This is a genomic window from Haemophilus sp. SZY H53 (assembly GCF_054332375.1).
Window position 1 is genome coordinate 1 of sequence record NZ_JBTGNV010000001.1, and the last position, 26278, is coordinate 26278.

Here is a 26278-nt window from a genome sequence, read left to right on the forward strand (position 1 = left end):
AATATCACAGATGCGTAATAAACTGATTTTATTATTTAAAATTTGGTGTTTTTAAATTTGTACATTTTGACTTCAAACGTGCTTAATTTTTAGCTTGTGATAAGAACACCAATAATGATGAGTTATTGGTGTTTTTTCTTTTTGGGCAAAGTGCGGTCAAATTTGAAATCGTTTTAGGAGTATTTTCCAATGAAGATAGCCTTAGGCATTGAATATAACGGAAAACAGTATTGTGGCTGGCAGCGACAAGAGAAAGTGCGTAGCGTACAAGAAGAATTAGAAAAAGCGTTATCTTTTGTGGCAAATGAAAAAATTGAAGTATTTTGTGCGGGCAGAACAGACTCTGGTGTGCACGGCACAGGACAAGTCGTTCATTTTGAAACCAAAGCGGTTCGCCCTGAAAAAGCCTGGGCATTTGGTACTAATGCGAATTTGCCTGATGATATTTCAGTGAGTTGGGCAAAAGTAGTGGATGATGAATTTCATGCCCGTTTTTCGGCAACCGCGCGTCGTTATCGTTATATTTTATATTGTAATAAATTGCGTTCAGCCATTTTGCCGGAAGGAATTACCCATTGCCATTTAGATTTGGACGAAGAGAAAATGCACCAGGCGGGGCAGTTTTTATTGGGCGAAAATGATTTTTCCTCTTTCCGTGCGGCACAGTGTCAATCAAATACCCCTTGGCGAAATGTGCATCATTTAAATGTGATGCGAAAAGGGCAGTACATTATTGTGGATATTCAAGCCAATGCTTTTGTGCATCATATGGTACGCAACATTGTGGGAAGCTTGATTGAAGTCGGTGCCGGTAATCAACCTGTTGAGTGGATGAAATGGTTGTTAGAGCAAAAAGATCGTAAATTAGCCGCTCCAACAGCGAAACCCGAAGGCTTATATTTAGTGAATGTCATTTACCCTGAAAAATTTGCGATTCCACAGAAAAATTTAGGGCCGTTGTTTTTAGAAGATAATCTCATCTGACTAGCAAATTTCGCTAAATTATGATTAAATACGCAAACTTTTCTAGTTAATAAAAAAGGTAAAAAATGAGCTGGATTGATAAAATTTTTAGCAAAGGAACCTCTTCCGCTACATCACGTAAAGCAAACGTGCCAGAAGGGGTTTGGACAAAATGTACCTCTTGCGAACAAGTCCTTTACGGCGAAGAAGTAAAACGTAATTTACATGTTTGCCCAAAATGCGGCCATCATATGCGCATTGATGCTCGTGAGCGCCTTTTAGCCTTATTAGATGAAGGTTCAAGCCAAGAATTATCGGCTGATTTAGAACCAAAAGATATTCTTAAATTTAAAGATTTAAAAAAATATAAAGATCGTATTACTGCTGCACAAAAAGAAACCGGTGAAAAAGATGCGTTAATCACAATGACGGGTACACTTTACAATATGCCTGTAGTTGTCGCTGCATCTAACTTCAGTTTTATGGGCGGTTCAATGGGCTCTGTTGTGGGTTCAAAATTTGTGAAAGCGGCAGAAAAAGCAATGGAATTAAATTGTCCGTTTGTTTGTTTCTCTGCAAGTGGTGGTGCACGTATGCAAGAAGCACTTTTCTCATTAATGCAAATGGCAAAAACCAGTGCGGTATTAGCTAAAATGCGTGAAAAAGGTGTGCCGTTTATTTCAGTATTAACGGATCCGACATTAGGTGGTGTATCTGCAAGTTTTGCGATGTTAGGTGATGTAAACATTGCTGAACCAAAAGCATTAATCGGTTTTGCAGGCCCACGAGTTATTGAACAAACCGTACGTGAAAAATTACCAGAAGGCTTCCAACGCAGTGAATTCTTACTCGAGAAAGGGGCAATTGATATGATCGTGAAACGTTCAGAAATGCGTTCAACCCTTGGAAACCTTTTAAGCAAACTCACCAATCAACCTTCACCTTTTGTTGAAGTAGAAGTTGTTGAACATGAGTAATATAATGAATTTAAAAGCCACTTCGCCACTCGCTGAGTGGCTTTCTTATTTGGAAAACAGTCACTTTAAAGCTATTGATTTAGGGCTAGAGCGCATAAAATCCGTGGCAGAAGAATTGGATCTCTTGAATCCCGCACCTTATGTGATCACGGTAGGGGGGACAAATGGCAAAGGCACGACTTGTCGTTTGCTTGAAACTATTCTGTTAAATCACGGCTTGCGTGTGGGTGTGTATTCCTCACCTCATTTATTGCGTTATAACGAACGTGTTCGTATTCAAAATCAAGACTTGCCGGATAAAATGCATACTGCTTCTTTTGATTTCATCGAAAAGCATAAAACGCAGTCCCTCACTTATTTTGAATTTAGCACTTTATCAGCGTTGCATTTATTCAAACAAGCGAAGCTTGATGTCGTCATTTTAGAAGTGGGGCTTGGTGGACGCTTAGATGCAACCAATATTGTGGATAATGATCTGGCGGTTATCACCAGTATTGATATTGATCATACAGATTTTCTAGGTTCAACTCGCGAAGAAATTGGCTTTGAAAAAGCGGGTATTTTCCGTACGAATAAACCGGTTGTGATTGGCGAACCTAATGTTCCGCAGCCTATGTTAGAACAAGCTGAGAAATTACATTGTCATGTTTCACGCCGAGATGTTACTTGGTCGTTTAAAGCTAATGAACAAACTTGGATGTGGCAGAGTAATAAAGTGCGGTTAGAAAATCTGCCGTTTTGCCAAATTCCATTAGCTAATGCCGCAACAGCTTTGGCAGCTGTTGAACTGCTGCCTTTTGATATTTCTGTTGAGACTATCAAACGTTCATTAATTGAAGTGGAATTGGTGGGGCGTTTCCAACAATTGAAAGGTAATCAGTTAGAAAAGCTAGCAGATCGCTTGAATGTATCCTATTCACAGTTGCCAAAAGTGATCATTGATGTTGGGCATAACCCTCATGCGGCAAAATATTTAGCCGAAAAATTGACCACACTTAAAACACAAATTTCAGGTCGCATTATTGCCGTTTGTGGTATGTTAAAAGATAAAGATGCCGAGTCGGTGTTTATCCAACTTACTTTCATTATTGACCAATGGCATTGTGTCACATTAGGTGGTTACCGTGGTCAATCGGGTGATGACTTGAATGCAAAATTAACATCAGTTTACCCATCAGCAAAAAGTGTTTCTGAAGACTCTGTCATTGAAGGTGTGCAAAGTGCGGTGAAAAATGCAGATAAAAATGACATTGTGCTGGTATTTGGATCTTTCCACACCGTAGGGGAATTTTTAGAATATTTAGCATAATGGGTTTGCAAAGTAAAAAGGCTGATAAAATGTCAGCCTTTTGTTTTTAAAGTATATTATGGAAATAATCACTTAATTCTGAATATTTGAATGTAAATCCACAATCTAACAAATGTTTTGGATAGGCATTCTGACTGTCTAATAGAATGCAAGTACGTTCACCGAGAAGAGAAGTGAGTAAAAATTGAGGCACGTGAGCAAAACAAGGACGATGTAATGCTTGACCTAATAATTGGTTAAAGGTCTTGTTTTTAACTGGATGTGGTGCAGTAAAATTAAATGCACCTTCACAATTATTATGATTAAGTAAAAAGAGCAGGCCTTCTACCATATCCTCTAACGCGATCCAACTCCAATATTGCTCACCATTCCCTAATTTTCCGCCTAATCCGAAGCGATAGAGCGGTAGAATTTTTGCAAAAGCCCCACCTTTTGGAGAAAGCACTAACCCGGTTCTCACTAAACAGACTCTTGTGTTGGCTTGCTTTGCCGCATTTTCCCAATCAATACAAAGTTGAGCGGTAAATTGAGTATTTGGATTTGTATTTTCAGTGATCTGCTCGTCACCGCAGTTTCCATAAATTCCCGTTGCAGAACCCGAAATCAAGGTGGGTGGATTATCACTTTGATTAATAAGTTGGACAAGCTGTTGTGTTAAATTAATTCGGCTATGACGCAGTTTTTCTTTTTGTTGAACTGTCCATTTTTTATCGAAGATTGGCTCACCGGCAAGATTAATAACCGCATCAAAGGTATTCAAGTCTTTGAGTGTTAAAAGTGCGGTCAAAAATTGAGGTGTTTTTTCAAGAAAAATAGATTGGGCTTTTTCAATAGAGCGAGTTAATACTGTCACGGTATCGCCACGTGAAAGTAGCGCTTCAACTAAGGGTTTTCCAACGAATCCCGTTCCGCCGGTCACTAAGATATTCATGATAGATTACTTTCAAAAAGCATTTGAATTTGCTCTAGAAGTGATTTGATTGTTATGTCTTTTGTTGGTGTTACAAAAATGGTGTCATCTCCCGCAATCGTACCCAAAATGCCTTCAGGTTTACCAATGGAATCCAATAAGCGGGCAATTAACTGTGCCGCACCGGGAGAGGTTTTAATGACGATAACGAAATCATTGTGATCAATATCTAAAACCAGATTTTTTAATGGGCTGCTAGTGGCGGGAACGCTTAATTCACTTGGTAAGCAATACACCATTTCCATTTTCGTATTTCTTGCACGAACTGCACCAAATTTACTTAGCATGCGTGAAACTTTAGACTGGTTAATGCTTTGAAATCCTTGGTTTTTTAAGGCTTCAACAATTTCACTTTGAGAAGCAAATCGTTCTTGATTGAGCAGTTCTTTAAATGCTTTAGTTAATTGATCTGACATAGATATTCTCATATAGGGGAATCTGCATAAGAATTGCATAAAAATTCATTTTAGGCAATTAAAATAAACCTGTCATTTGAAAAGTTTGAACTAGATCTCATAATTGAATTTCTCTGTTTGTAATTTATTAATGAAAACCTTAAAATCCTACCTAGTTAGGATTGATTAATACATGAGGAGTATTTTATGAAAGTTGCAGTATTAGGCGCAGCAGGCGGCATTGGTCAAGCATTAGCCTTATTACTTAAATTACAATTACCCGCTGAAAGTGAATTAGCACTGTATGATATTGCACCAGTGACACCAGGTGTGGCTAAAGATGTGAGCCATATCCCAACAGCGGTTAAAGTAGAAGGTTTTGCAGGAGAAGATCCAACACCTGCACTTAAAGGTGCGGATGTCGTTTTAATTTCTGCAGGGGTAGCTCGTAAACCGGGCATGGATCGTTCAGATCTTTTCAATATCAATGCAGGTATCGTGCGTAACTTAATTGAACATGTTGCAAAAACTTGTCCAAAAGCTTGTGTAGGTATTATCACCAATCCTGTGAACACGACGGTTGCGATTGCTGCAGAAGTATTGAAAAAAGCGGGTGTTTACGACAAACGTAAATTATTCGGTGTCACCACTTTAGACGTGTTACGTTCTGAAACATTTGTATCTGAATTAAAAGGCTTAAATGTTTCTCGTACAAGCGTACCGGTAATTGGTGGACACTCAGGTGTGACGATTCTTCCATTACTTTCACAAGTTCAGTATGCTGAGTGGAAAGAAGAGGAAATTGCACCATTAACTAAACGTATCCAAAACGCAGGTACTGAAGTGGTTGAAGCAAAAGCAGGTGGCGGTTCTGCAACACTTTCTATGGCTCAAGCGGCAGCACGTTTTGCGCGTTCATTAGTGAAAGGCTTAAGCGGCGAAACTGTGGTTGAATGTACTTATGTTGAAGGTGACGGTAAATATGCACGTTTCTTTGCTCAACCTGTACGTTTAGGTAAAGAAGGTGTAGAAGAAATTTTACCAATCGGTACCTTAAGCAAATTTGAACAAGAAGCTTTAGAAGCAATGTTATCAACATTGCGTGCGGATATTGAATTAGGCGAAAAATTTATTAACGGCTAATTTAATTCTATTTCTGGAGAAGAGGAGTAGTCAGCTCCTCTTTTTTTATACGAAAACGATTAAACATAAAAAAGTGAAGAAAAATCGTGATTTAGCTCACAAATTTGAATATTGCTATTTGCAATGTAAAGGACTTTGTCGTATTCTTTAATCACTAAAAACAAGTGCTATTTTTAAATAGCCGACATCTATTTTGCTTTCCGAGTAGTGCCCCAATGGGGCACTTTTTTTATGTCTATTTTTAACGAAAGTATAAAAAAGTGCGGTCGAAAAACACAAGATTTTCCGACCGCACTTTTAAAATGAATACTAAGCGAAAGAATTATTCAAACATTGCTGAAATAGATTCTTCATTGCTGATACGACGAATTGCTTCAGCAAGCATGGTAGAAAGAGTCAGTACGCGAACTTTACCAAGCGCTTGCATTTCAGGTGAAAGTGGAACAGTATCTGTCACGACAATTTCATCAATCGCATCGCTCGCTAAATGTTGTGCGGCTGCACCAGAGAATACGGCGTGAGTTGCGTAAGCAAATACACGTTTTGCACCACGTTCTTTTAATGCTTCAGCGGCTTTACATAATGTACCACCTGTATCAATCATATCATCGACAAGGATACAATCACGATCTGCGACATCCCCGATAATGTGCATCACTTGCGATACGTTTGCACGTGGACGACGTTTGTCGATAATTGCCATTTCGGTATCATTTAATAATTTCGCTACCGCACGTGCACGTACCACACCGCCGATATCTGGCGAAACAACGATAGGATTGACAAGATCGGTTTTCTTCAAGATATCATCAAGTAAAACAGGTGAACCGAATACGTTATCAACTGGTACATCAAAGAAGCCTTGGATTTGCTCTGCGTGTAAGTCACAAGTTAATACTCGGTCAATTCCTACTGTTGAAAGTAAATCTGCTACCACTTTTGCAGTGATTGGAACACGAGCAGAACGCACACGACGATCTTGACGAGCATAACCGAAATAAGGAACAACGGCAGTAATACGACCAGCTGATGCACGACGTAAAGCATCAACCATTACAATCAATTCCATCAGGTTGTCATTCGTTGGTGCACAGGTGGATTGAATAATAAATACGTCTGCACCACGCACATTTTCATTAATTTGCACTTGGATTTCACCGTCGCTAAAGCGTCCAACGGTGGCATCGCCTAATGAAATGTAAAGACGTTCAGAAATCTTTTTTGCTAGCTCAGGCGTAGCATTTCCAGCAAAGAGTTTAATGTCTGGCATTTTATATAACCTCAGGTTGAGTGTAGATAAATTAGTTGGTCGAGAGTTGTTTCAACATGGTATGTAATGGTGAAACGTTTAATCCTTTAGCAACAAAACCGAAAAATTCCTTCGGTTTTTGTTGGAAAACAGCTTGTGCTGATTTTTCATCATCAAATTCAGCAAAAACACAAGCCCCAGTTCCTGTTAATCTGGCTGGTGCATATTGTAGCAACCATAGTAGTGCTTTTTCAACTTCAGGATATTGAGTTCGCACGACTTTTTCGCAATCGTTTGCAAACGGTTGATTCAACAGTTCGGCAAGGGATCTTTTTTCTGTATTGCGTGGCAAATCGGGATCGCTAAAGACCACTGCAGTAGAAATCGAGGTTTCAGGTTTCAGTACTACATAATATTTTTCTTGCGGTTCACAGTATTGAATTTTTTCACCCACACCTTCAGCAAAAGCGGCTTGGCCATGAACAAAGATAGGCACATCAGCCCCAAGTTTTAGCCCAAGTTCGGCAAGTTCATCAATGGATAAATGGGTTTGCCATAAATAGTTTAAAGCAAGCAGTGTCGTTGCGGCATTGGATGAGCCGCCACCAATCCCCCCGCCCATTGGCAGAATTTTATCTAAATGAATTGTTGCACCGAGTGTACAGCTGGTTTTTTCTTGTAGGAGCGTGGCTGCACGATAGATTAAGTTTTGCTCTAGAGGTAAGCCAGGGATTTCAGGAGTGATCCGAATTTGTTTATCTTGGCAAATATCAATAGTGAGCCAATCGCCGAAATCAAGAAATTGGAAAAGGGTTTGTAATTCGTGGTAGCCGTTTGGCAGTTTACCGTTTATATAGAGAAATAAATTGAGTTTTGCGGGGCTTGGAAAGCGGTTAGGCTTTCCAAGCGAAGTTGAAAGTGCGGTCGAAAAGTGATGTGTTTTCATTAGAACGCCCATTCATCCACACGAATTTTTAGGGTTTGTGATGTACTTTTATTCTTTAACAGAATATTTTCAGGCATCGAATTATCGGCATGATAACTTAAGTAATCGGCTGTCCACATTGAGCCATCAAGTGGGTAGCTAAATTCGGATAAAAGATGATTCGTTCCAACTTGGTAATCTGCGTTATCTGCTGGCTGACCTTTTAACCAATAAGATAAGTGCTCTAATGGCACATCCATTCCGATGATTTCGCGTAACAATAATTTGGCATTTTTATCAGATTGTTGATTGCCTTTATTATCTGAAATCGTCATGCCATTAGGATGCATTTCCATAGTTAGCGTCGTTTTGCTAATCAGAGAATAAAGTTTTAACTTATAGGCTTTAGGGTTTTGATATTGCCATTCAAAGCGACTAGAAAAACGCTCTTGTGGACTGATGTAACCAATTTGTCCTTTTGTGCTATAAGATTGAATTTGTTTGATTTTTTTGAGGTGCTGTTGCCACGTAATATCGTTCTTATCGATATGTTGAACATCTGTTGGGCGTTCTGCATCAAGGGTACAAGCGGATAAGATCACACTTGCAAATACAGGTGCAAGAAGAGATTTTAATAATTTCATAACAAAATATTTACTAAAAAATTGCGCATATTGTAAGGGGTAGTTTACTTTTAGTAAAGCTGGATTAAGCATTTAAGTGAGTTTTCTCGGCTTTCACTGCGGCAATTCTTCGACGTGTTAATTCATCTCGAATACCTTGCTTTTCAAAACCATCGGAAATCACTTGTTGCACATCAACAGCTAGAGCAGCTTGATAAAGTGTTTTGAGGTAATCAATTTGCGGATATTCTTTATTTTCAAAGCCCGTTCGTCCGCGAGTATCAGATAAACATACCAATAAAAATTCCTCAAATCGCTGAGGTTTGCGCCAAACATCAAAAGTGTTAAAGAGTTTCACTACCGTTTCTGGACGAAGTTCTAATGCTTTGTGTGCATGCGTGTGATATTCACAAGTTAATTCAGCTAATTCTTGAAGATAGCCAGAGACTCTAAGACGTTTACATAATGAACGAGTCGGTTTAATCCCCGCTTTTTCATGTCCATGATGACTAGGCCAATTTTCTTTGGGTGTAAGGACTTTACCAAGATCGTGACAAATTGCTGCAAAACGGACCGCACTTTTATTCAAATTGGTATTTTCTGTCAGTTTAACGGCTTGCTGTAATACGAGCATGGTATGAACAAAGCTATCAATTTCAGGATGATATTTAGCTGGGTTTGGTACGCCATCTAAGGCGGCAATCTCAGGGAAGAGCACTTTGAGTGCGCCGACTTGATGCAGTGTTTCAAAATAAATTTCAGGATGCGGTTCGTTTAATGCTTTTTCCGTTTCCATCCAAACACGCTCAGCCGTTAAGTGTGCAAGTTCACCTTGTTCAGTAAGTTCAGCCATTAATTTAAGGGTTTCTTCGGCAATAGAGAAACCTAAATGATGGAATCGAGCCGCAAAGCGAGCGACACGTAATACACGAAGTGGATCTTCAGCAAAAGCAGGCGAAATATGACGTAAAATACGTTGATGAATATCCTCTACGCCATGATAAGGATCGTACAGCTTGCCTTCCTTATCTTTTGCAATGGCATTAATGGTGAGATCTCGACGAATTAAATCTTGTTCAAGTGTAATATCATTTGAAAAATCACAAATAAACCCCGTATAACCTTTGCCTGATTTTCGTTCTGTACGGGCAAGTGCGTATTCTTCATGGCTTTCAGGATTGAGAAAAACAGGAAAGTCTTTGCCAACTTGTTGATAACCTTGAGCCAGCAACATTTCTGGTGTAGCTCCCACGACAACCCAGTCACGATCTTTCACAGGCAAACTTAAAAGTTGATCACGTACTGCACCGCCGACAAGATAAATGTCCATTTTACTCTCCCATTAAAATATAAAGAAAAGGTAGGCGAATGCCTACCTCTGCGATGAATCATTACCAGCTATTACGACGTTTACGTCTTGGTAAAAGGTAAGGTAATATTAAACCGATTAATAAACCTACGCCTAATACCGAGCCACCATAAATAAACCATTGGATCGCAATTTCACGTTTATTGGCATCAAGCATTGCTTCTAAATCACGATTTTTATTTTTTATCATGTCTAATTCACGTTTAAGTTGTGCATTTAGTTCAAGTAACTCCCCACTTTGTTGCTCAGATTGCTTATTGCGACGTTGAATTTCACTTGTGCGCTGCTGCCAATCAGAATCAACACGATTTAATTTTAAAGTCAGTTCTTGAATTTGAGCTTTTAATTTTGGATTTTCTTCACGGCTACTTGGGGTAGAACTCAGTTCCGAGGTTAAAATCCATGCCTCGCGATTTTTATTATCACGAATCAGGGTATATTTTCCCTGTTGTTCCAATGCGGTCACAGCTTCACCAGATTGAATGGCGCCTGCGATCTTAAATTGATCGCCAGCACCACGACGTAAATATGTATTCAGATTTTCTGTCACATATTTTGTCTCTGCTTGTACTGTTCCAATAGTTGAAATCAATACAACGCAAGAAAATAAAACTTTATTGATTTTTGACATAATACTTCCCAAAATTGTAAATAAGCTAAGTGCGATTAAAAAATGTAATGAAAAATCACCGCACTTTTAATAATTATATTAGTGAAAAATTGCTCGAAGAACGTAGAAAATCATAATTGCAAAGAATGCACCAGCAGGTAATGTGACAACCCATGAACTAATGATGTTACGGATAACTGTTAAGTTAAGCGCCGCAATACCACGAGCGAAACCGATACCTAAGATTGCCCCTACTAGGGTTTGTGTCGTGGAGATTGGTAAACCCGTACCAGATGCCACTACAACGGTCATCGCTGTTGCAAATTGTGCGGCAAAACCACGGCTCGGAGTTAAATCGGTAATACCTGAGCCTACTGTCGCCATCACTTTTTGTCCCATCGCAATAAGACCTACTGCGATACCTAATGCACCTAAGGGTAAAATCCACCAAGTTAATTTCCCACCGCTGAGGATTTGCCCACCATTTTCTACGATTGATACCACCGAAGAAAGCGGACCAATTGCATTGGCTACATCATTAGAACCATGTGCGAATGCCATAGCACAAGCGGTTAAAAGCATTAAGATACTAAAAATCTTTTCTACTGAACCGAATGTGCCTTTTGTCGCTTTTTCAGTGAATCTTTTACTACGGAAGTAGAAGTGGCAGAAAATCATACCAATGATGCTGATTAGAAATGAAATACCGAGCGTTTCATTTGTTGATAGGTTTAATCCAACGTGTTTTAAACCTTTTGCCATGGTCACAATACAAAGTACGAATACGGTAATCGCCATGTAGTAAGGCCCGTATTTTTGTGCGTTTTTCAGCGGTTCTTCTGTATCGAAAATGAGTTTCTGGATACTTGCAAAGATGGTATAAGCTAAAAGTCCTGCGATCACGGGGGTGATAAACCAGCTTCCAACGATCCCACCGATAGTAGACCAGTCAACAGAACTTGGACCAATCGTAATACAAGCAAAACCAATTAAAGCCCCAATGATGGTGTGAGTACCTGAAACAGGCCAACCCATTTTAGTAGCAATAAATAACCAAGCGCCTGATGCAAAGAGAGCAGAAAGCATTCCTAATGCCAATACGTCTGGCATTTCGACAAATTGAGTGGGGTCGATCACACCACTTTTGATGGTTTCTGTTACTTCACCACCGGCTAAATAAGCCCCGGCAGATTCAAAAATAAGGGCAATAATAATTGCTTGTTTGGCTGTAATGGTACCAGAACCAACCGAGGTACCCATTGAGTTTGATACGTCGTTGGCCCCAATACCAAATGCCATAAAAAAACCGAATGCCGCGGTAATTAAGACTAACCACGAACCGTATGCATTAATAATTTCCATAGTGATTTCCTATGTTGTAGTTAATGTCGTCAAAATTAGGAACGAGCAAGCATTAATTCAATACGAGAGCCAACACGTTGAGCTTGATCAGCTAATACACCTACCCATTCGATGATTTTATATAGGAACATCACATCAATAGGATTATAATGACTTTCAATCGTATAGAGCATATTACGTAGCTTAATTTGCATTTGATCTGTATCATCTTCAATGCTATCAAGCTCTTGAATCATATTGTTAACTAATGTTAACTCACGTCCTTTGAAACCAGTTTCAAGTAATTTATCCATTTCCTCAATCACCAAGTGTGCTTGATGAATAGAATCTAAGCTACGCTGAACATAATGTAAAAATTCCTCCTGCATTTTCTCAGGAATACCAAATTGTCGACCAACCATACGACCAGCAATATCTTTGGCATAATTAGCTAATTTATCTTGTTGTGTAACTAATTCGAGCAAATCAGTACGATCAATAGGTAAAAATAAACCACGAGGCAATTTCAAACGAATTTCGCGTTTTAAGCTATCAGCCTCACGTTCACATTGAGAAATATCCAAACGTGTTTGTTCTGCATCATTCCACTGTTTTAAAAACGTATATTTGAAAAATGGAACCAGTAAGTCACAGCATTCTGTTACTTTTTTTGAGTGTTTTTGCAGAGGCTTCAAAGGAGAATGGGCAAATAATCCGAGAATATTATTCATTGCCATAGGGGAGGTACTCCATAACAAGGGTTAAAATTTCCGTTGCATATTACCTGATTTTATAAGGAAATACACGAAAAAGATCTTGATTTGTATAAAATTATCTGTATATTTAAACAGTTAAAATTGATAAGGAAAAATAAAATGAGTAATGAAGTTGAATTAAAACTTGCTGTCGCCCCTGACGCCTTCGACATCCTAAAAACACACCTCAATCAATTCAATATTTTAGAGCAAAATACGATCTTTCTAGGAAATACTTATTTCGATTATCCCGATCATTTTTTGGCAAAACAAAAAATGGGATTGCGTGTTCGTCGAGAAAATAATGATTTCACACTAACCTTAAAAACTGACGGAAAAGTGGTTGGCGGATTGCATAGTCGTCCAGAATACAATTTATCTATACCTGATAATTCCGTACCTACATCGGCACAATTAACCTCATTGTATCCATTTGAAAGCTTGCCTTCCGCTACATTACAACCAATTTTCTCAACAGATTTTAACCGCACTTTTTGGTTGATTGCATTTGGTGCATCAAAAATTGAAGTGGCTTTTGATCAGGGGAAGATTCTATCAGGGGAGAAAACACAGCCTATCTGCGAAATTGAATTTGAATTAAAAGAAGGGCTTGTTTCAGATCTTTTCTATTTTGTCTCACTTTTACCTTTTGAACAGGATGTGTATTTTAGTTCAGCAAGTAAAGCGAAACGAGGCTATCAACTAGGCAGTAAACCACTTCTGATTGATTGGTTAAATAAATGGCGGGATTTCTTAAAAGAAGAACGTGAGGGAAGTGCGGTTGATTCTCGCGAACAATTAAGTGCGGTCATGAAAATGGAGCAGCAATTGATTGAGGAAACGCTTTCATTCCCAACGGATGTGTTTGCTTTCGATTTTATGAAAACCGTTGAACGTGTCGGCGCATTTTTCAATCTTTATCATTATTATGATGATAACAAAGCCTTGTTTGAAAAACTGGAAGAAAATCGATCCGCTGAATTATTAGCAAGTAATCAATTTTTCCTTAATGAAATAAAAGGTTTGATTACCTTTCATAGCGAAACAAAAGATAATGTTCAAACTATTGAGAAGTTAAAAGCCTTATTAAAGCGCCGTGCGTATTTTGAAAGAATGCTTGGCTTAATGATGTTGATGGCGTAAAACGGGTTCTCGAAAGGATAATAAAAATGGCAAAAGCTCCTAAAACCGCTTACGTATGTAATGATTGTGGCGCAGAATTTTCGCGCTGGCAAGGGCAGTGTTCTGCCTGTAAAGCCTGGAATACCATTAGCGAAGTGCGGTTAATTTCAGCCTCAAATTCCACAAAAAATGATCGTTTTAGTGGTTATGCAGGAGAAACTCGCGCAAAAATCCAAACGCTTTCTGAAATTAGCTTGCAAGAGACACCGCGTTTCACCAGTGGATTTAAAGAATTAGATCGCGTGTTAGGTGGTGGGATCGTGCCGGGGAGTGCCATTTTAATTGGTGGGCATCCTGGTGCGGGGAAAAGTACCTTGCTACTTCAAGTGATGTGTGGATTAGCAAAAAATATGACCGCACTTTATGTAACAGGGGAAGAGTCGCTTCAACAAGTGGCAATGCGAGCTAATCGCTTGAATCTACCGACAGATAAATTAAATATGTTATCTGAAACCTCAGTTGAGCAAATTTGTAATTTGGCGGATCAATTAAAACCGCAAATTATTGTGGTGGATTCGATTCAGGTTATGCATCTTTCAGATATTCAATCCTCTCCAGGAAGTGTGGCACAAGTGCGTGAATGTGCCTCTTTTCTTACTCGTTATGCGAAAACCCGACAGGTCGCTATCATTATGGTTGGGCACGTCACCAAAGACGGTACCCTTGCGGGGCCAAAAGTATTGGAGCATGCCATTGACTGTTCATTATTGCTGGAAGGGGAGGCTGATTCCCGTTTCCGTACGTTACGTAGTCATAAAAACCGTTTTGGTGCAGTGAATGAGCTAGGGGTATTTGGTATGACCGAACAAGGCCTACGCGAAGTGAAAAATCCATCGGCAATTTTCTTAAGCCGTGGAGATGAACAAACACCAGGTAGCTCGGTCATGGTACTTTGGGAAGGAACGCGTCCGCTTTTGGTGGAAATTCAAGCGTTAGTGGATCATTCCATGCTTGCAAATCCGCGCCGTGTGGCGGTGGGGTTAGAGCAAAATCGTTTAGCTTTATTGCTTGCGGTATTACATCGTCATGGTGGACTACAAATGTCGGATCAAGATGTTTTTGTGAATGTCGTTGGTGGGGTAAAAGTCGGAGAAACTGGAGCAGATCTTGCGTTATTGCTTGCATTAATTTCGAGTTTTCGTAATCGTCCATTGCCACAAGATTTAGTTGTCTTTGGTGAAGTAGGGTTAGCCGGTGAAATTCGTCCGGTAACCAGCGGTCAAGAACGCATTAGTGAAGCGGCAAAACATGGTTTTAAACGCGCGATCGTCCCTTTTGCCAATAAGCCGAAAAGTGCGGTTGAGAATATGGAAGTTTTTACGGTGAAAAAACTCGCTGATGCACTTGCCATTTTGGATAATTTCTAAAAAAACGTTGTCCTATTGCTGTCTGATTACTGAAAGTTTTTGATAAATTAGATAGAATATACGCCGTACATAAGGAAAGGTTATGGAAAAGAAATTAAATAAAGCGTTAGATAGCATTGATATCAAAATCTTAAATGAATTACAACGCAACGGTAAAATCTCTAATATCGATTTATCAAAGAAAGTGGGGTTATCCCCAACACCTTGTCTAGAAAGGGTAAAACGCTTAGAAAAACAAGGTGTGATTATGGGCTATCGGGCACTATTAAATCCTGAATTATTGGATGCCCCTTTATTGGTGATCGTTGAAATTACGCTCGTGCGTGGTAAACCGGATGTTTTCGAAGAGTTTAATGCGGCGATTCAAGCGCTTGATGAAATTCTCGAATGTCATTTGGTATCAGGTGATTTCGATTATTTACTCAAAACACGTGTAGCAGATATGGCGGCATATCGAAAATTATTGGGTACCACATTATTGCGCTTACCTGGTGTGAATGACACCCGAACTTATGTTGTCATGGAAGAAGTGAAACAAACTAATTATCTCGTACTAAAATAAAAATGATTAAACGAATTACAAAACGATTTACACCGAAACAATATTTAGCAGAATTATTACTCGGATTGACCGCACTTTTAGGTTTATATTTAATCGTAGCATGGTCAAGCTATACGCCATTAGATAACTCTTGGTCTACAGCAAGTTTTCAGACTGAAACTATTAATAAGACAGGTGCTTTGGGTGCTTGGATGATTGATACGTTTTTTGTTTTTCTCGGCTATGTAGGTCATCTCATTCCGTTTGTCATTTTTATCGTACCGATTTATTTACTGAAAATCAAAGCGGTGCATTCTCTCTCTGTAACCCGTATTACATTACGTTTCTTTGGCTTTATTGCTCTCATCGTTGGCTTAACCATGATGGCAACATTGCTGCTTTCAAATACGAACTACTATCTAGCTGGTGGCGTATTTGGTGGCAGTTTAGTGGTGAATTTATATCCTACACTCGGTAAGTTTGGTTGTATTTTAGTGGGCTTTATCTGTGCAGTTGTAGGCTTTATTTTCTGTTCCGGTGCATCATTAATTCGTTTAATTGTGAAATTCTATCATTGGCTAACCATGAAAAATCAGCCGGCAGAAGAGGAGCATGCAGAACATACTTCTGTGGATGATCTTGAACAAATTGTGATTGAGGCACCTCAACAACTGGCTTTCTCTGATTCTCAATTGGAAACTGAATCTACAGAAGATGAAAAAGAGGAGGGTTCTGAAAATACCTTTGTTAAGCCTGAGCAACTCATTAATATCAGTGGGCTATACTCACCGAGTACTTCAGAGCCTGCAGATATTGAAAAATTAGAAGATAAGTTTAAAGGTTTCACGGTTGGATCTGACCATTTACCTCATGTATCTATTTCTACCGCTTCTTCCGTTGAATTACCAACAAAAGAAGATTTTTCAGCTACATGGAAAAACTCACAAGTGAATCATCAAAGTGCGGATGATTCAGATGATATTTTTGAAGAAAATGTCATACCAAAAGTGTCACTTAAAACACCTGAAAATACGACCGCACTTTATCCAACTTATGATGAACCTTTAGAATCAGATAATGATGGTTTAGAAGATGAATTAGCGCGTCAGTTTGCTGCGCAAGAGCAAGCTCGTATGCAAGAAATGGAAGTGCGAGCAAAAGCCTCAAATGCTGAAGATGCATTAAAAGTGATCTTGAATGAGCCGACAGCTTCACCAGTTAAAGCGCGTGAAATTTATACTGAGAATACCGATGAAATAACCTATAAGCCATATTCTGATACGCTTATACATCCAGCATTTCAACAACCAACGAATAAACGAGAGAAACCGACAACACCTTTACCAAGTTTAGATTTACTTGAGCATCGTCCTACACAGGCTCAAGATATTACGCGTAAAGAAATTTTAGACACATCCGCACGCATAGAACAACAATTAAAGAATTTTAATGTCAAAGCTACGGTACAAGATGTGTTAGTTGGCCCTGTGGTAACTCGTTATGAGCTTGAATTACAACCGGGTGTAAAAGCATCTAAAGTAACAAGTATAGATACCGATTTAGCTCGTGCATTGATGTTCCGTGCGATCCGTGTGGCAGAAGTGATTCCAGGCAAACCTTATATTGGTATTGAAACGCCAAATGCGCACCGTCAAATGGTACCATTGCGTGATGTACTTGATAGTAATGAGTTCCGCTCGTCAACATCATTACTTTCAATGGCTTTGGGGAAAGATATTGGAGGAAATTCTGTCATTGTAGATTTGGCTAAAATGCCTCATTTGCTGGTTGCGGGATCAACAGGTTCAGGGAAATCTGTTGGAGTGAATACTATGATTTTAAGTTTACTTTTCCGTGTCAGACCCGATGAAGTGAAATTTATTATGATAGATCCAAAAGTGGTCGAGCTTTCTATTTATAACGATATTCCTCACTTACTGACTCCAGTTGTGACTGATATGAAAAAAGCAGCGAATGCACTACGTTGGTGTGTAGATGAAATGGAACGTCGCTACCAATTACTATCAGCTTTACGTGTGCGTAATATTGAAGGTTATAATGAAAAAATTGAAGAATATGAAAAACTGAATATGCCTATTCCAAATCCAATTTGGAAGCCAGGTGATACAATGGATAAAATGCCGCCACCATTAGAAAAATTAAGTTATATAGTCCTAATTGTTGATGAGTTTGCTGACTTAATGATGGTAGCGGGTAAACAAATTGAAGAATTAATTGCTCGCTTAGCACAAAAAGCCCGAGCCATTGGTATTCACCTTATTTTAGCAACGCAACGTCCTTCAGTTGATGTTATAACTGGTTTAATTAAAGCCAATATTCCGAGTCGTATTGCTTTTACGGTAGCAAGCAAAATTGACTCTAGAACGATTCTGGATCAAGGCGGTGCTGAAGCCTTATTGGGGCGTGGTGACATGTTATATTCAGGTCAAGGTTCGTCGGATCTTATTCGAGTACATGGCGCCTTTATGAGCGATGATGAGGTTGCAAGAGTAGCTGATGATTGGCGAGCAAGAGGTAAACCGAATTATATTGATGGAATTTTAGACGGCGCGGATGATGAAGACTCAGGTGAGAAATCAACGGCAAGCAGTGGCGATCTTGATGTGTTATTTGATGACGTTGTGGAGTTTGTATTAAGTACTGGCAATACGTCAACCTCTTATGTTCAACGTAAATTTAGTGTGGGGTTTAACCGAGCAGCTCGAATTATGGATCAGCTTGAAGAACAAGGCATTTTAGGTCCTATGACAAATGGAAAACGAGAAATTTTAGCTCGACGTTCCGAATATTAATTCTCTTAAGTTTCACTTTACAAAAAGGAAAGTAGAATGAAAAAAACATTATTAAAAATGACCGCACTTACTGCACTTTTAAGCGCAAGTAACTTTGCCTTTGCTGATGCCGCAGATGAGCTACAAAATCGCTTAAATCAAGTAACGGTATTAAGTGCTGATTTCTCACAAACTGTGACGTCTGCTGGCGGTAAAAACGTTCAACAAGGAAGTGGAAAACTTCAAATTAAACGTCCAAATCTTTTCCGTATGGATACCAAATCACCGCAAGAAACACAAATTATTGCAGATGGTAAAACCCTTTGGTATTATGATCCATTCGTGCAACAAGTTACTGCTCAATGGGTGAAGGATGCGGTAAATAATACCCCTTTCGTCCTTTTAACCAGTAACGATAAAAACCACTGGAATCAGTATTCAGTGACGCAGAATGCAGATACATTTGTGCTAAAACCAAAGGCAAAAAATAGCAACATTAAACAGTTTGATATTCGTGTAGATACAAATGGTGTGTTAAAAAATTTCAGCACCACAGAAAAAGATGGTCAAACCAATCTTTATGTGTTGCGTAACATTACGAATCAAACACTAGCTGATAGCTTATTCCAATTTAGCGTACCAAAAGGCGTGGAATTGGATGACCAACGTAAAGGTAAAAAATAATCCATAAGGTGTGAATGATAATCTTCACACCTTTTGCTTATTAAGGAAAGAATATGTCTAATCTTAATTTTGATTTTGCTGAAAATGACTTTCGCCCTTTAGCAGCCCGTATGCGTCCAACAAATTTGGAACAATATTATGGACAGACGCATTTAATTGGGGAAGGAAAGCCGCTTCGTAAAGCAATTCAAGCAGGGCATGTTCATTCTATGATTTTGTGGGGACCGCCGGGTACAGGTAAAACAACACTGGCGGAAATTATTGCTCATCGTATCAATGCAGAAGTTGAACGGATTTCAGCGGTAACAAGTGGCGTGAAAGAAATTCGAGAATCAATTGAGCGCGCGAAACAAAATCGACTTGCAGATCGACAAACGATTTTATTTGTGGATGAAGTGCATCGCTTTAACAAAAGCCAACAAGATGCATTTTTACCCCATATCGAAGATGGTACGATTATTTTTATTGGTGCGACAACGGAAAATCCTTCCTTTGAATTAAATAATGCATTGCTTTCTCGTGCCAGAGTGTATCTCCTTAAGTCATTGACAGTGGCTGAAATCGAACAAGTTCTACAACAAGCGATTTCTGATCCTGAGCGAGGATTAGGTAAAGAGCGGTTAGTTTTAGAAGAGAATTTGCTACAGGTTTTAGCTGAATATGTGAATGGTGATGCTCGCCTGGCTTTAAATTGTCTTGAACTGATGGTTGATATGGCTTCTGAAACTGAAAACGGTAAAAAATTAGACCGCACTTTGTTGCAAGAAGTATTAGGAGAACGACAAGCGCGTTTTGATAAACAAGGCGATCGTTTTTATGATTTGATTTCTGCTTTACATAAATCTATTCGAGGCTCAGCAGCAGATGCAGCACTTTATTGGTATGCACGAATTATCACTGCAGGCGGCGATCCTCTTTATGTTGCACGACGTTTATTAGCGATTGCTTCAGAAGATGTGGGTAATGCGGACCCTCGCGCAATGCAAGTGGCGCTAGCGGCTTGGGATTGTTTTACGAGAGTGGGCGCTTATGAAGGAGAGCGAGCTATTGCTCAAGCCATTATTTATTTGGCTGTAGCGCCGAAGAGTAATGCGGTTTACAACGCATTTAATGCAGCCAAACAACATGCAAAAGATTTTCCTGATTTTGATGTGCCGCCTCATTTACGTAATGCGTCAACGGCTTTAATGAAAGAATTAGGTTATGGCGCTGAATATCGTTATGCTCATGATGAACCTAATGCTTATGCTGCTGGAGAAAATTACTTCCCAACGGAACTGAAAGATACGCAGTATTATTTCCCAATTAACCGAGGCATGGAAATTCAGATTAAAGAAAAACTTGAGCGTTTACAAGAGCAAGATAAAAACTCGTTAAAAAAACGCTATAAATAGTTTCTTTAAAAACAGTAAATATAAAAAGAACGGTCAAATTGATCTGACCGTTCTTTTTGTTATCACTTAAAAACGCATTATTTTGCTGCTTTTAACTCTTGGTAATACTGTTCATAGTATTGAATTGCATCACCTACATCATCTTGCCAGTAGCTTTTTTGAAGGATTTCTGCTGGTGGATAAATAGATGGATCTTCTGTAATTTCTTTTGGAAGTACTTTTTTCGCTTCAAGGTTAGCTGTTGGGTAACCAATTGCTAAAGTCAATTTTTCCGCTGCTTTTGCACCTAATAAGTAGTTAATTAACTTGTGTGCACCATCTGGGTTTTTAGAGGTTTTAGGAATCGCTAAAGTATCAACCCAAAGAACAGGACCTTCTTTTGGGAACACCATATTTAATGGCGCTTGTTCTTTTTTTGCGATACGTACAGAACCATTCCATAACTGACCTAATTCCACTTCACCAGAGATAAAAGAGTTTGCAGGGTTATCAGAATTGAAAGAAAGTACGTTTGGACGTAGTTTTAACAACTCTTCATAAGCTTGCTTGATAATTGCAGGATCTTTGGTGTTTGGATCTTGACCAATTTTTAATAACGCAATATTGAACACTTCACGCGCATCATCTAATAATTGGATTTTGTTTGCATATTCAGGTTTCCAGAAATCGCCCCAAGAAGTGAAGTCAGAACCTTTATAGGTATTGGTATTAAATGCAATACCTGGCGCACCTAACAACTGAGGAAGTGAGTATTTATTGCCTTTATCATAAGGCTTGTTGAGCCAATCAGGGTCTAATTCTTTGATAACAGGTAATTTACTGTGATCTAATTCTTGTAGCATGCCTTCTCGTGCCATTTTAGATACGAAGTAGTTAGATGGTGCAATCACATCATAACCGCCCGCATCACCTTGGGTTTTCATTTTGGCATACATCGTTTCATTAGATTCAAGACTTGCTACAATAACTTTGATACCAGTTTCTTTTGTGAAGTCATCCAAAAGACCATCTGGTACATATTCAGTCCAAGTATATAAATACACAGTATCATTTGCTGGAGCCTGTGCTTTTGTTGCATCAGACTTGGCTTCTTTGTCGTTACAAGCAGTTAATGTAGCGGCAACTAAACCAGCAGTAAGCAAACCTGCAAATTTTTTCATTTTTCTCTGTTCTCCGTAAAAGAGGGGTAAAAAACCACCTGCATTAATGCAGGTATAAAAAAACGCCTTGATTGTGCGTCAAGGCGTATTCTATTTGATCTTAAAAGATTTGTGAAACCTTTTTATATCAATGTTTAATGATTATTTTTACGTGCAATTAATTGGCTTAAAATGACTAACCCTAATGAAAGCACGATCATAATCGTTGCTAATGCGTTTACTTCCGGTGTTACACCTGTTTTTACAAGTGAGAAGATACGCAACGGTAGGATTTCATAGCTTACACCACTTACGAAAGAGGATACAACAACATCATCTAGTGAAATAGTAAAGCTTAACAACCAACCAGATACGACAGCCGGTAAGGCAAGTGGTAGAATAATTTTACGTAAAATCGTGACTTCACTCGCACCTAAATCTTTTGCTGCTTCAAGCATTCTTGCATCAAAGCCATTTAAGCGAGAGAAAATCGTCACGGTAACATAAGGTAAACAGAACGTTACGTGCGCCAATAATAATGACCAGAAACCTAACGAAATTCCTACAACCATGAATAAGGCAAGTAGAGAAACCGCCATTACGATATCTGGTGACATCATGACGATAAATAACATACCGCTTACGGCTTGTTTTCCGCGGAAACGATAGCGATAAAGTGCAATCGCGGTCAAACCGCCCACAATAGTTGCTAACGTAGCGGCAAAGAAAGCAATCGTGACAGAGTGGAATGCAGCTTGGATTAAGGTATCATTATTAAATAAACGCTCATACCAGTTCCAACTAAAACCTTTCCAACTTAAACCATAACGGTCTTCGTTGAAGGAGTTAGTCACCAAAATAATAATTGGGATATACAAATAAGCGTATACCACAAACATAAAAATATTACGCAGTAAACGACTCATTATTCTAACTCCACTTTCTTATTCAACAATTTATTTGCACGATAGTAAACGAAAATCAGCAATGCCATTAAGATAGTTAAACCGATGCTGATCGCCGAACCGAATGGCCAGTTACGGGAAATTAAGAATTCACTCTTAATCACGTTACCAACTAATAATACTTTCGCCCCACCAAGCAAGTCTGCTACATAGAACATCCCCATTGCTGGTAGTAATACTAATAAACAACCTGCAACAATACCCGGCATGGTTAATGGCAGAATAACACGGAAGAAACGTTGAACTGCATTCGCCCCTAAATCTCTTGCCGCTTCTAATAAGCGTCCATCTAATTTTTCAATAGCAGAGTAGAGCGGTAGAATCATAAATGGTAAAAGAAGATACACTAAACCAATGATTACAGCTACTTCGGTATTTAAAATACGAATAGGCTCATTCAAAATCCCCATATCCATTAACATGGTATTTAACACCCCTTTCACACCAAGGAATACTTTCATCCCATAGATACGAATGAGTGAGTTTGTCCAGAATGGCAATACCACAAGGAATAACAAAAATGGACGATATTTAGGGTTAATTTTGCTGACCATAAAGGCAAATGGATAGCCAATGAGTAAGCAAATAATTGTCGCAATGCCAGACATATACAATGAATTCCACACAACCTGTGCATAAAGCGGATTAAACAGGTTCGTGTAGTTATCTAAAGTAAATGGCAAAGCATAAAAGTCGCTACCATCTCGGGTTAAAAAACTTACGGTTAAAACCAATAAGTTTGGAATTAGCACAAAGAAGATTAACCAACTGAAGATAATTGCAACAGTAATTTTCTGGAATTTATTATTGATTATCTTCATCGTTGAGTACAACCTCCCAACCTTCGTGCCATGTAATACCTACACGTTGACCAACGCTGTGATCCATATGCGGGTCATCTTCGTTAAAGAATTCACTCACTAATACGCGTTTACCGTTGTGATCAAATTCTACTGTAGACTCAAGAGTCATCCCTTTATAGGTACGATCTACAATACGACCAATAATGGCATTTGAGTGCTCATTTTCGTCAAGCTCCTCAATCACAATATCTTCTGGGCGTAACAACACTTGTAGCTTTTGATCTTTTTCAGCAGAGATACTGGTGTGAATATCACATACACGACCTTCTACGTTAGCAAGTAATTCATCGTCAGATTTACGTTCAATCACAGTAGCATCAAATACGTTGATTTCACCAATGAAGCGAGCGACGAATAGGTTAGCTGGATCTTCATAGATTTCACGAGGTGAACCATCTTGTGCAATTTTACCTTTACGTAATAAAACGATACGATCAGACATGGTGATTGCTTCTTCTTGATCATGAGTAACGAAAATAAAGGTAATGCCAAGTTGACGCTGTAATTGTTTAAGTTCATTTTGCATTTGTTTACGTAACTTATAATCCAGCGCAGATAAAGATTCATCAAGTAGCAACACTTTTGGTTTATTCACAACAGCACGAGCAATCGCGATACGTTGTTGCTGACCACCAGAAAGTTGGGTTGGCTTACGATCTGCCATTTCTTCTAATTGCACCATACGCAATGCATCCAGAACGCGAGATTTAATTTCGCTTTCTGCCACTTTTTGCATACGCAAACCAAAAGCTACGTTATCAAAAATGGTCATATGCGGGAATAATGCATAACTTTGGAATACGGTGTTAATGTGGCGTTTTTCTGCCGGAACATTAGTAATATTTTCACCGTCCAAAATAATATGACCTTCATCTAATTCTTCTAAACCTGCTAATAAACGTAGCACTGTAGTTTTACCACAGCCTGACGGGCCAAGAATTGTGACGAATTCACCGTTATTAATGGTTAGATTAAAATCATTAATAATTGTGTTAGAACCATAGGATTTTTTGATTGAACGAAGCTCAATAATAGGCTTTTGAACCAGATTTTCCACTAGCTTTGGTTTTCTCCCTAATTTCACCAATTTAATCGGTACTGAGTAGAAATGAACCTGCAAAAATGATGCAGGGGCGACATAAAATTGAACAGCTATGATATAGCGAATTGTTAATGATGAAAAGGATTTAATCACGTTTTTAGGAAAAATTTTATTGAAATACTGACCGCACTTTTTTCAGAAAATTTTATAACTCTTCACTTTCTTGTTATATATCAAGAACAGCAAGGATTTTTGGGATTAGACTAGCAGTAAAACAAAGGAGAATATCAAAATGGAAGAACAAGATTATAATAAATTACTGGAGCGATTTTTAACTTATGTTGCGTTTGATACGCAATCTAAATCGTCTGCAAAGCATTCACCAAGTTCAGTAGGGCAAATGAAGTTGGCTTTACATTTGCAGCAAGAATTAATTAAACTTGGTTTACAAGATGTCAATGTGACTAAGCATGCCGTTGTCACAGCTTATTTACCTTCAAATCATCCCGAGTTAACACGAACTATTGGATTTATTTCCCACCTTGATACCTCACCACAATGCAGCGGTAAAAATGTTCAACCCGAAGTGATTGAAAATTATCGGGGGGGAGATATTGCATTAGGTTTAGGAATTGAATTTATTAGTCCCGTGTATTATCCATTTTTACATCAGCTTATTGGTAAAACCTTGATTGTGACAGATGGAACGACTCTACTTGGTGCAGATAATAAAGCTGGAATCGCAGAAATTATGACTGTACTTTCTATCTTGCAACGAGAAAATATAGCACATTGTAATATTAGGGTTGCATTTACACCAGACGAAGAAATTGGCTTAGGGATGCATTATTTTCCATTGGACGATTTTCCTTGTGATTGGGCATATACCATTGATGGTGGAGAAGTGGGTGAATTAGAGTATGAGAACTTTAATGCTGCGACTGCAAAAATTACCTTTAAAGGTCGGAGCATTCATCCGGGTTATGCTAAAAACAAATTAGTGAATGCGCTTACGTTAGCTTGTGAATTTCAACAAGGTTTTCCAAAAGATGATGTCCCTGAAAAAACATCGGGTAAAGAGGGTTTTTTCCATTTAGATGATTTTAAAGGGGATATTGAGAAAGTTGAGCTACATTATCTCATTCGAGATTTTGACCAAGCTCATTTTGAGCAACGCAAGGCGTTTATTTATCAATTAGTGGAAAAATTTAATAGAGAGAAAAGCCTGAAAGAGCCCGTGGAATGTGTCATTGAAGACAGTTACAAAAATATGTATGACACAGTTAAAAATGTTCCACTGGCGATTAAACTTGCGGATGCAGCAATGAAAGCTTGCGGTATTACACCAAATCACAAACTAATACGCAGTGGAACGGATGGGGCATTTTTAGCGGAAAAAGGATTAGCTTGTCCAAATATTTTTACTGGTGGCTATAATTTCCATAGTAAGCATGAATTAATTACTCTAGAAGGAATGGGAAAATCGGTTGAAGTAATACTACAAATTATAAAGGTTTGTAAATTAATGTAAAGAAAAAACTTGCATTTGTTATAGCGTAACAATATAATAGTTAATGTTTTATCGAGATTCCTTTGATAAAGCTAAACTTTAGAGATTTTATTCATAAATTCCTTTTTGGTGCTCCTAAGAAATTAGGAGCTTTTTTTTAGCCAAAATTC

The 26278-nt window shown here is 38.6% G+C and carries 24 protein-coding genes; 11 read left to right on the forward strand and 13 right to left on the reverse strand.

Annotation, left to right across the window (positions count from 1 at the left end):
- Positions 1-189: 189 nt before the first annotated feature.
- From truA to folC, 3 genes are all read left to right on the forward strand, one after another.
- On the forward strand, positions 190-984 hold the full coding sequence (truA, locus tag ACXVWB_RS00005) for a tRNA pseudouridine(38-40) synthase TruA (protein ID WP_289901867.1): 795 nt from the start codon (positions 190-192) through the stop codon (positions 982-984).
- 65 nt (positions 985-1049) lie between these two features.
- Positions 1050-1940 (forward strand): acetyl-CoA carboxylase, carboxyltransferase subunit beta, encoded by an 891-nt coding sequence (gene accD, locus ACXVWB_RS00010; protein WP_197546806.1) that lies wholly within the window; start codon positions 1050-1052, stop codon positions 1938-1940.
- 4 nt (positions 1941-1944) lie between these two features.
- Complete coding sequence (gene folC / locus ACXVWB_RS00015; RefSeq protein ID WP_128787998.1) at positions 1945-3249, forward strand: bifunctional tetrahydrofolate synthase/dihydrofolate synthase; 1305 nt, start codon at positions 1945-1947, stop codon at positions 3247-3249.
- A 46-nt stretch (positions 3250-3295) separates the two neighbouring features.
- Here folC and ACXVWB_RS00020 read toward each other — a convergent pair whose 3' ends face one another.
- Positions 3296-4180 (reverse strand): TIGR01777 family oxidoreductase, encoded by an 885-nt coding sequence (locus ACXVWB_RS00020; protein ID WP_289901866.1) that lies wholly within the window; start codon positions 4178-4180, stop codon positions 3296-3298.
- Positions 4177-4635 (reverse strand): transcriptional regulator ArgR, encoded by a 459-nt coding sequence (gene argR, locus ACXVWB_RS00025; protein WP_049362727.1) that lies wholly within the window; start codon positions 4633-4635, stop codon positions 4177-4179. Before argR ends, ACXVWB_RS00020 begins: the two co-directional genes overlap by 4 nt.
- A gap of 186 nt (positions 4636-4821) precedes the next feature.
- Between argR and mdh the strand changes: the two genes are divergently transcribed.
- On the forward strand, positions 4822-5757 hold the full coding sequence (gene mdh / locus ACXVWB_RS00030; protein ID WP_128787158.1) for a malate dehydrogenase: 936 nt from the start codon (positions 4822-4824) through the stop codon (positions 5755-5757).
- Positions 5758-6079: 322 nt separating this feature from the next.
- On the opposite strand, the gene ACXVWB_RS00035 is transcribed toward mdh, so the two are convergent.
- From ACXVWB_RS00035 to ACXVWB_RS00065, 7 genes are all read right to left on the reverse strand, one after another.
- A complete protein-coding gene (locus ACXVWB_RS00035) occupies positions 6080-7027 on the reverse strand; it encodes a ribose-phosphate pyrophosphokinase (RefSeq protein ID WP_128787159.1) in 948 nt (315 codons plus the stop codon).
- Positions 7028-7058: 31 nt separating this feature from the next.
- A complete protein-coding gene (ispE, locus tag ACXVWB_RS00040; RefSeq protein ID WP_049356514.1) occupies positions 7059-7952 on the reverse strand; it encodes a 4-(cytidine 5'-diphospho)-2-C-methyl-D-erythritol kinase in 894 nt (297 codons plus the stop codon).
- Positions 7952-8575, reverse strand: a complete 624-nt coding sequence (gene lolB / locus ACXVWB_RS00045) for a lipoprotein insertase outer membrane protein LolB (RefSeq protein ID WP_005698818.1) — start codon at positions 8573-8575, stop codon at positions 7952-7954. The genes ispE and lolB overlap by 1 nt, the downstream gene beginning before the upstream one ends.
- A gap of 64 nt (positions 8576-8639) precedes the next feature.
- Positions 8640-9884 (reverse strand): multifunctional CCA addition/repair protein, encoded by a 1245-nt coding sequence (locus ACXVWB_RS00050; protein ID WP_049356516.1) that lies wholly within the window; start codon positions 9882-9884, stop codon positions 8640-8642.
- Positions 9885-9945: 61 nt separating this feature from the next.
- On the reverse strand, positions 9946-10554 hold the full coding sequence (locus tag ACXVWB_RS00055) for a TIGR04211 family SH3 domain-containing protein (RefSeq protein ID WP_049356518.1): 609 nt from the start codon (positions 10552-10554) through the stop codon (positions 9946-9948).
- A 78-nt stretch (positions 10555-10632) separates the two neighbouring features.
- Complete coding sequence (locus ACXVWB_RS00060; RefSeq protein WP_128787160.1) at positions 10633-11895, reverse strand: inorganic phosphate transporter; 1263 nt, start codon at positions 11893-11895, stop codon at positions 10633-10635.
- A gap of 35 nt (positions 11896-11930) precedes the next feature.
- Positions 11931-12611 (reverse strand): TIGR00153 family protein, encoded by a 681-nt coding sequence (locus ACXVWB_RS00065; protein WP_128787161.1) that lies wholly within the window; start codon positions 12609-12611, stop codon positions 11931-11933.
- A gap of 138 nt (positions 12612-12749) precedes the next feature.
- On the opposite strand from ACXVWB_RS00065, the gene ACXVWB_RS00070 reads away from it, so the two are divergent.
- The 6 genes from ACXVWB_RS00070 (at position 12750) to ACXVWB_RS00095 (ending at position 20589) form a co-directional block, all read left to right on the forward strand.
- Positions 12750-13772 carry a CYTH domain-containing protein gene (locus ACXVWB_RS00070; RefSeq protein WP_128787162.1) on the forward strand — a complete coding sequence of 341 codons (1023 nt, stop codon included), beginning with the start codon at positions 12750-12752 and terminating at the stop codon, positions 13770-13772.
- A gap of 26 nt (positions 13773-13798) precedes the next feature.
- A complete protein-coding gene (gene radA / locus ACXVWB_RS00075) occupies positions 13799-15178 on the forward strand; it encodes a DNA repair protein RadA (RefSeq protein WP_049380993.1) in 1380 nt (459 codons plus the stop codon).
- 82 nt (positions 15179-15260) lie between these two features.
- Positions 15261-15740 carry a leucine-responsive transcriptional regulator Lrp gene (lrp, locus tag ACXVWB_RS00080; RefSeq protein ID WP_005695827.1) on the forward strand — a complete coding sequence of 160 codons (480 nt, stop codon included), beginning with the start codon at positions 15261-15263 and terminating at the stop codon, positions 15738-15740.
- 2 nt (positions 15741-15742) lie between these two features.
- Positions 15743-18532, forward strand: a complete 2790-nt coding sequence (locus ACXVWB_RS00085) for a DNA translocase FtsK (RefSeq protein ID WP_289901865.1) — start codon at positions 15743-15745, stop codon at positions 18530-18532.
- Positions 18533-18568: 36 nt separating this feature from the next.
- A complete protein-coding gene (lolA, locus tag ACXVWB_RS00090) occupies positions 18569-19195 on the forward strand; it encodes an outer membrane lipoprotein chaperone LolA (protein WP_289901864.1) in 627 nt (208 codons plus the stop codon).
- 53 nt (positions 19196-19248) lie between these two features.
- Complete coding sequence (locus tag ACXVWB_RS00095; RefSeq protein WP_289901863.1) at positions 19249-20589, forward strand: replication-associated recombination protein A; 1341 nt, start codon at positions 19249-19251, stop codon at positions 20587-20589.
- A 77-nt stretch (positions 20590-20666) separates the two neighbouring features.
- Here the strand turns inward: ACXVWB_RS00095 and ACXVWB_RS00100 are convergent, their stop codons facing one another.
- The 4 genes from ACXVWB_RS00100 to potA all read right to left on the reverse strand — a co-directional run bounded on the left by ACXVWB_RS00100 (position 20667) and on the right by potA (position 24613).
- Positions 20667-21749, reverse strand: a complete 1083-nt coding sequence (locus ACXVWB_RS00100) for an extracellular solute-binding protein (RefSeq protein WP_005698550.1) — start codon at positions 21747-21749, stop codon at positions 20667-20669.
- A 134-nt stretch (positions 21750-21883) separates the two neighbouring features.
- A complete protein-coding gene (gene potC, locus ACXVWB_RS00105; protein ID WP_049356535.1) occupies positions 21884-22654 on the reverse strand; it encodes a spermidine/putrescine ABC transporter permease PotC in 771 nt (256 codons plus the stop codon).
- Positions 22654-23514 (reverse strand): spermidine/putrescine ABC transporter permease PotB, encoded by an 861-nt coding sequence (gene potB, locus ACXVWB_RS00110; protein WP_289901862.1) that lies wholly within the window; start codon positions 23512-23514, stop codon positions 22654-22656. The genes potC and potB overlap by 1 nt, the downstream gene beginning before the upstream one ends.
- A complete protein-coding gene (gene potA / locus ACXVWB_RS00115; protein WP_289901861.1) occupies positions 23498-24613 on the reverse strand; it encodes a spermidine/putrescine ABC transporter ATP-binding protein PotA in 1116 nt (371 codons plus the stop codon). The genes potB and potA overlap by 17 nt, the downstream gene beginning before the upstream one ends.
- A 277-nt stretch (positions 24614-24890) precedes the next feature.
- Between potA and pepT the strand changes: the two genes are divergently transcribed.
- The gene (pepT, locus tag ACXVWB_RS00120) at positions 24891-26129 is read left to right on the forward strand and encodes a peptidase T (RefSeq protein ID WP_289901860.1); all 1239 of its coding nucleotides are present in this window, start codon (positions 24891-24893) and stop codon (positions 26127-26129) included.
- Positions 26130-26278: the final 149 nt, after the last annotated feature.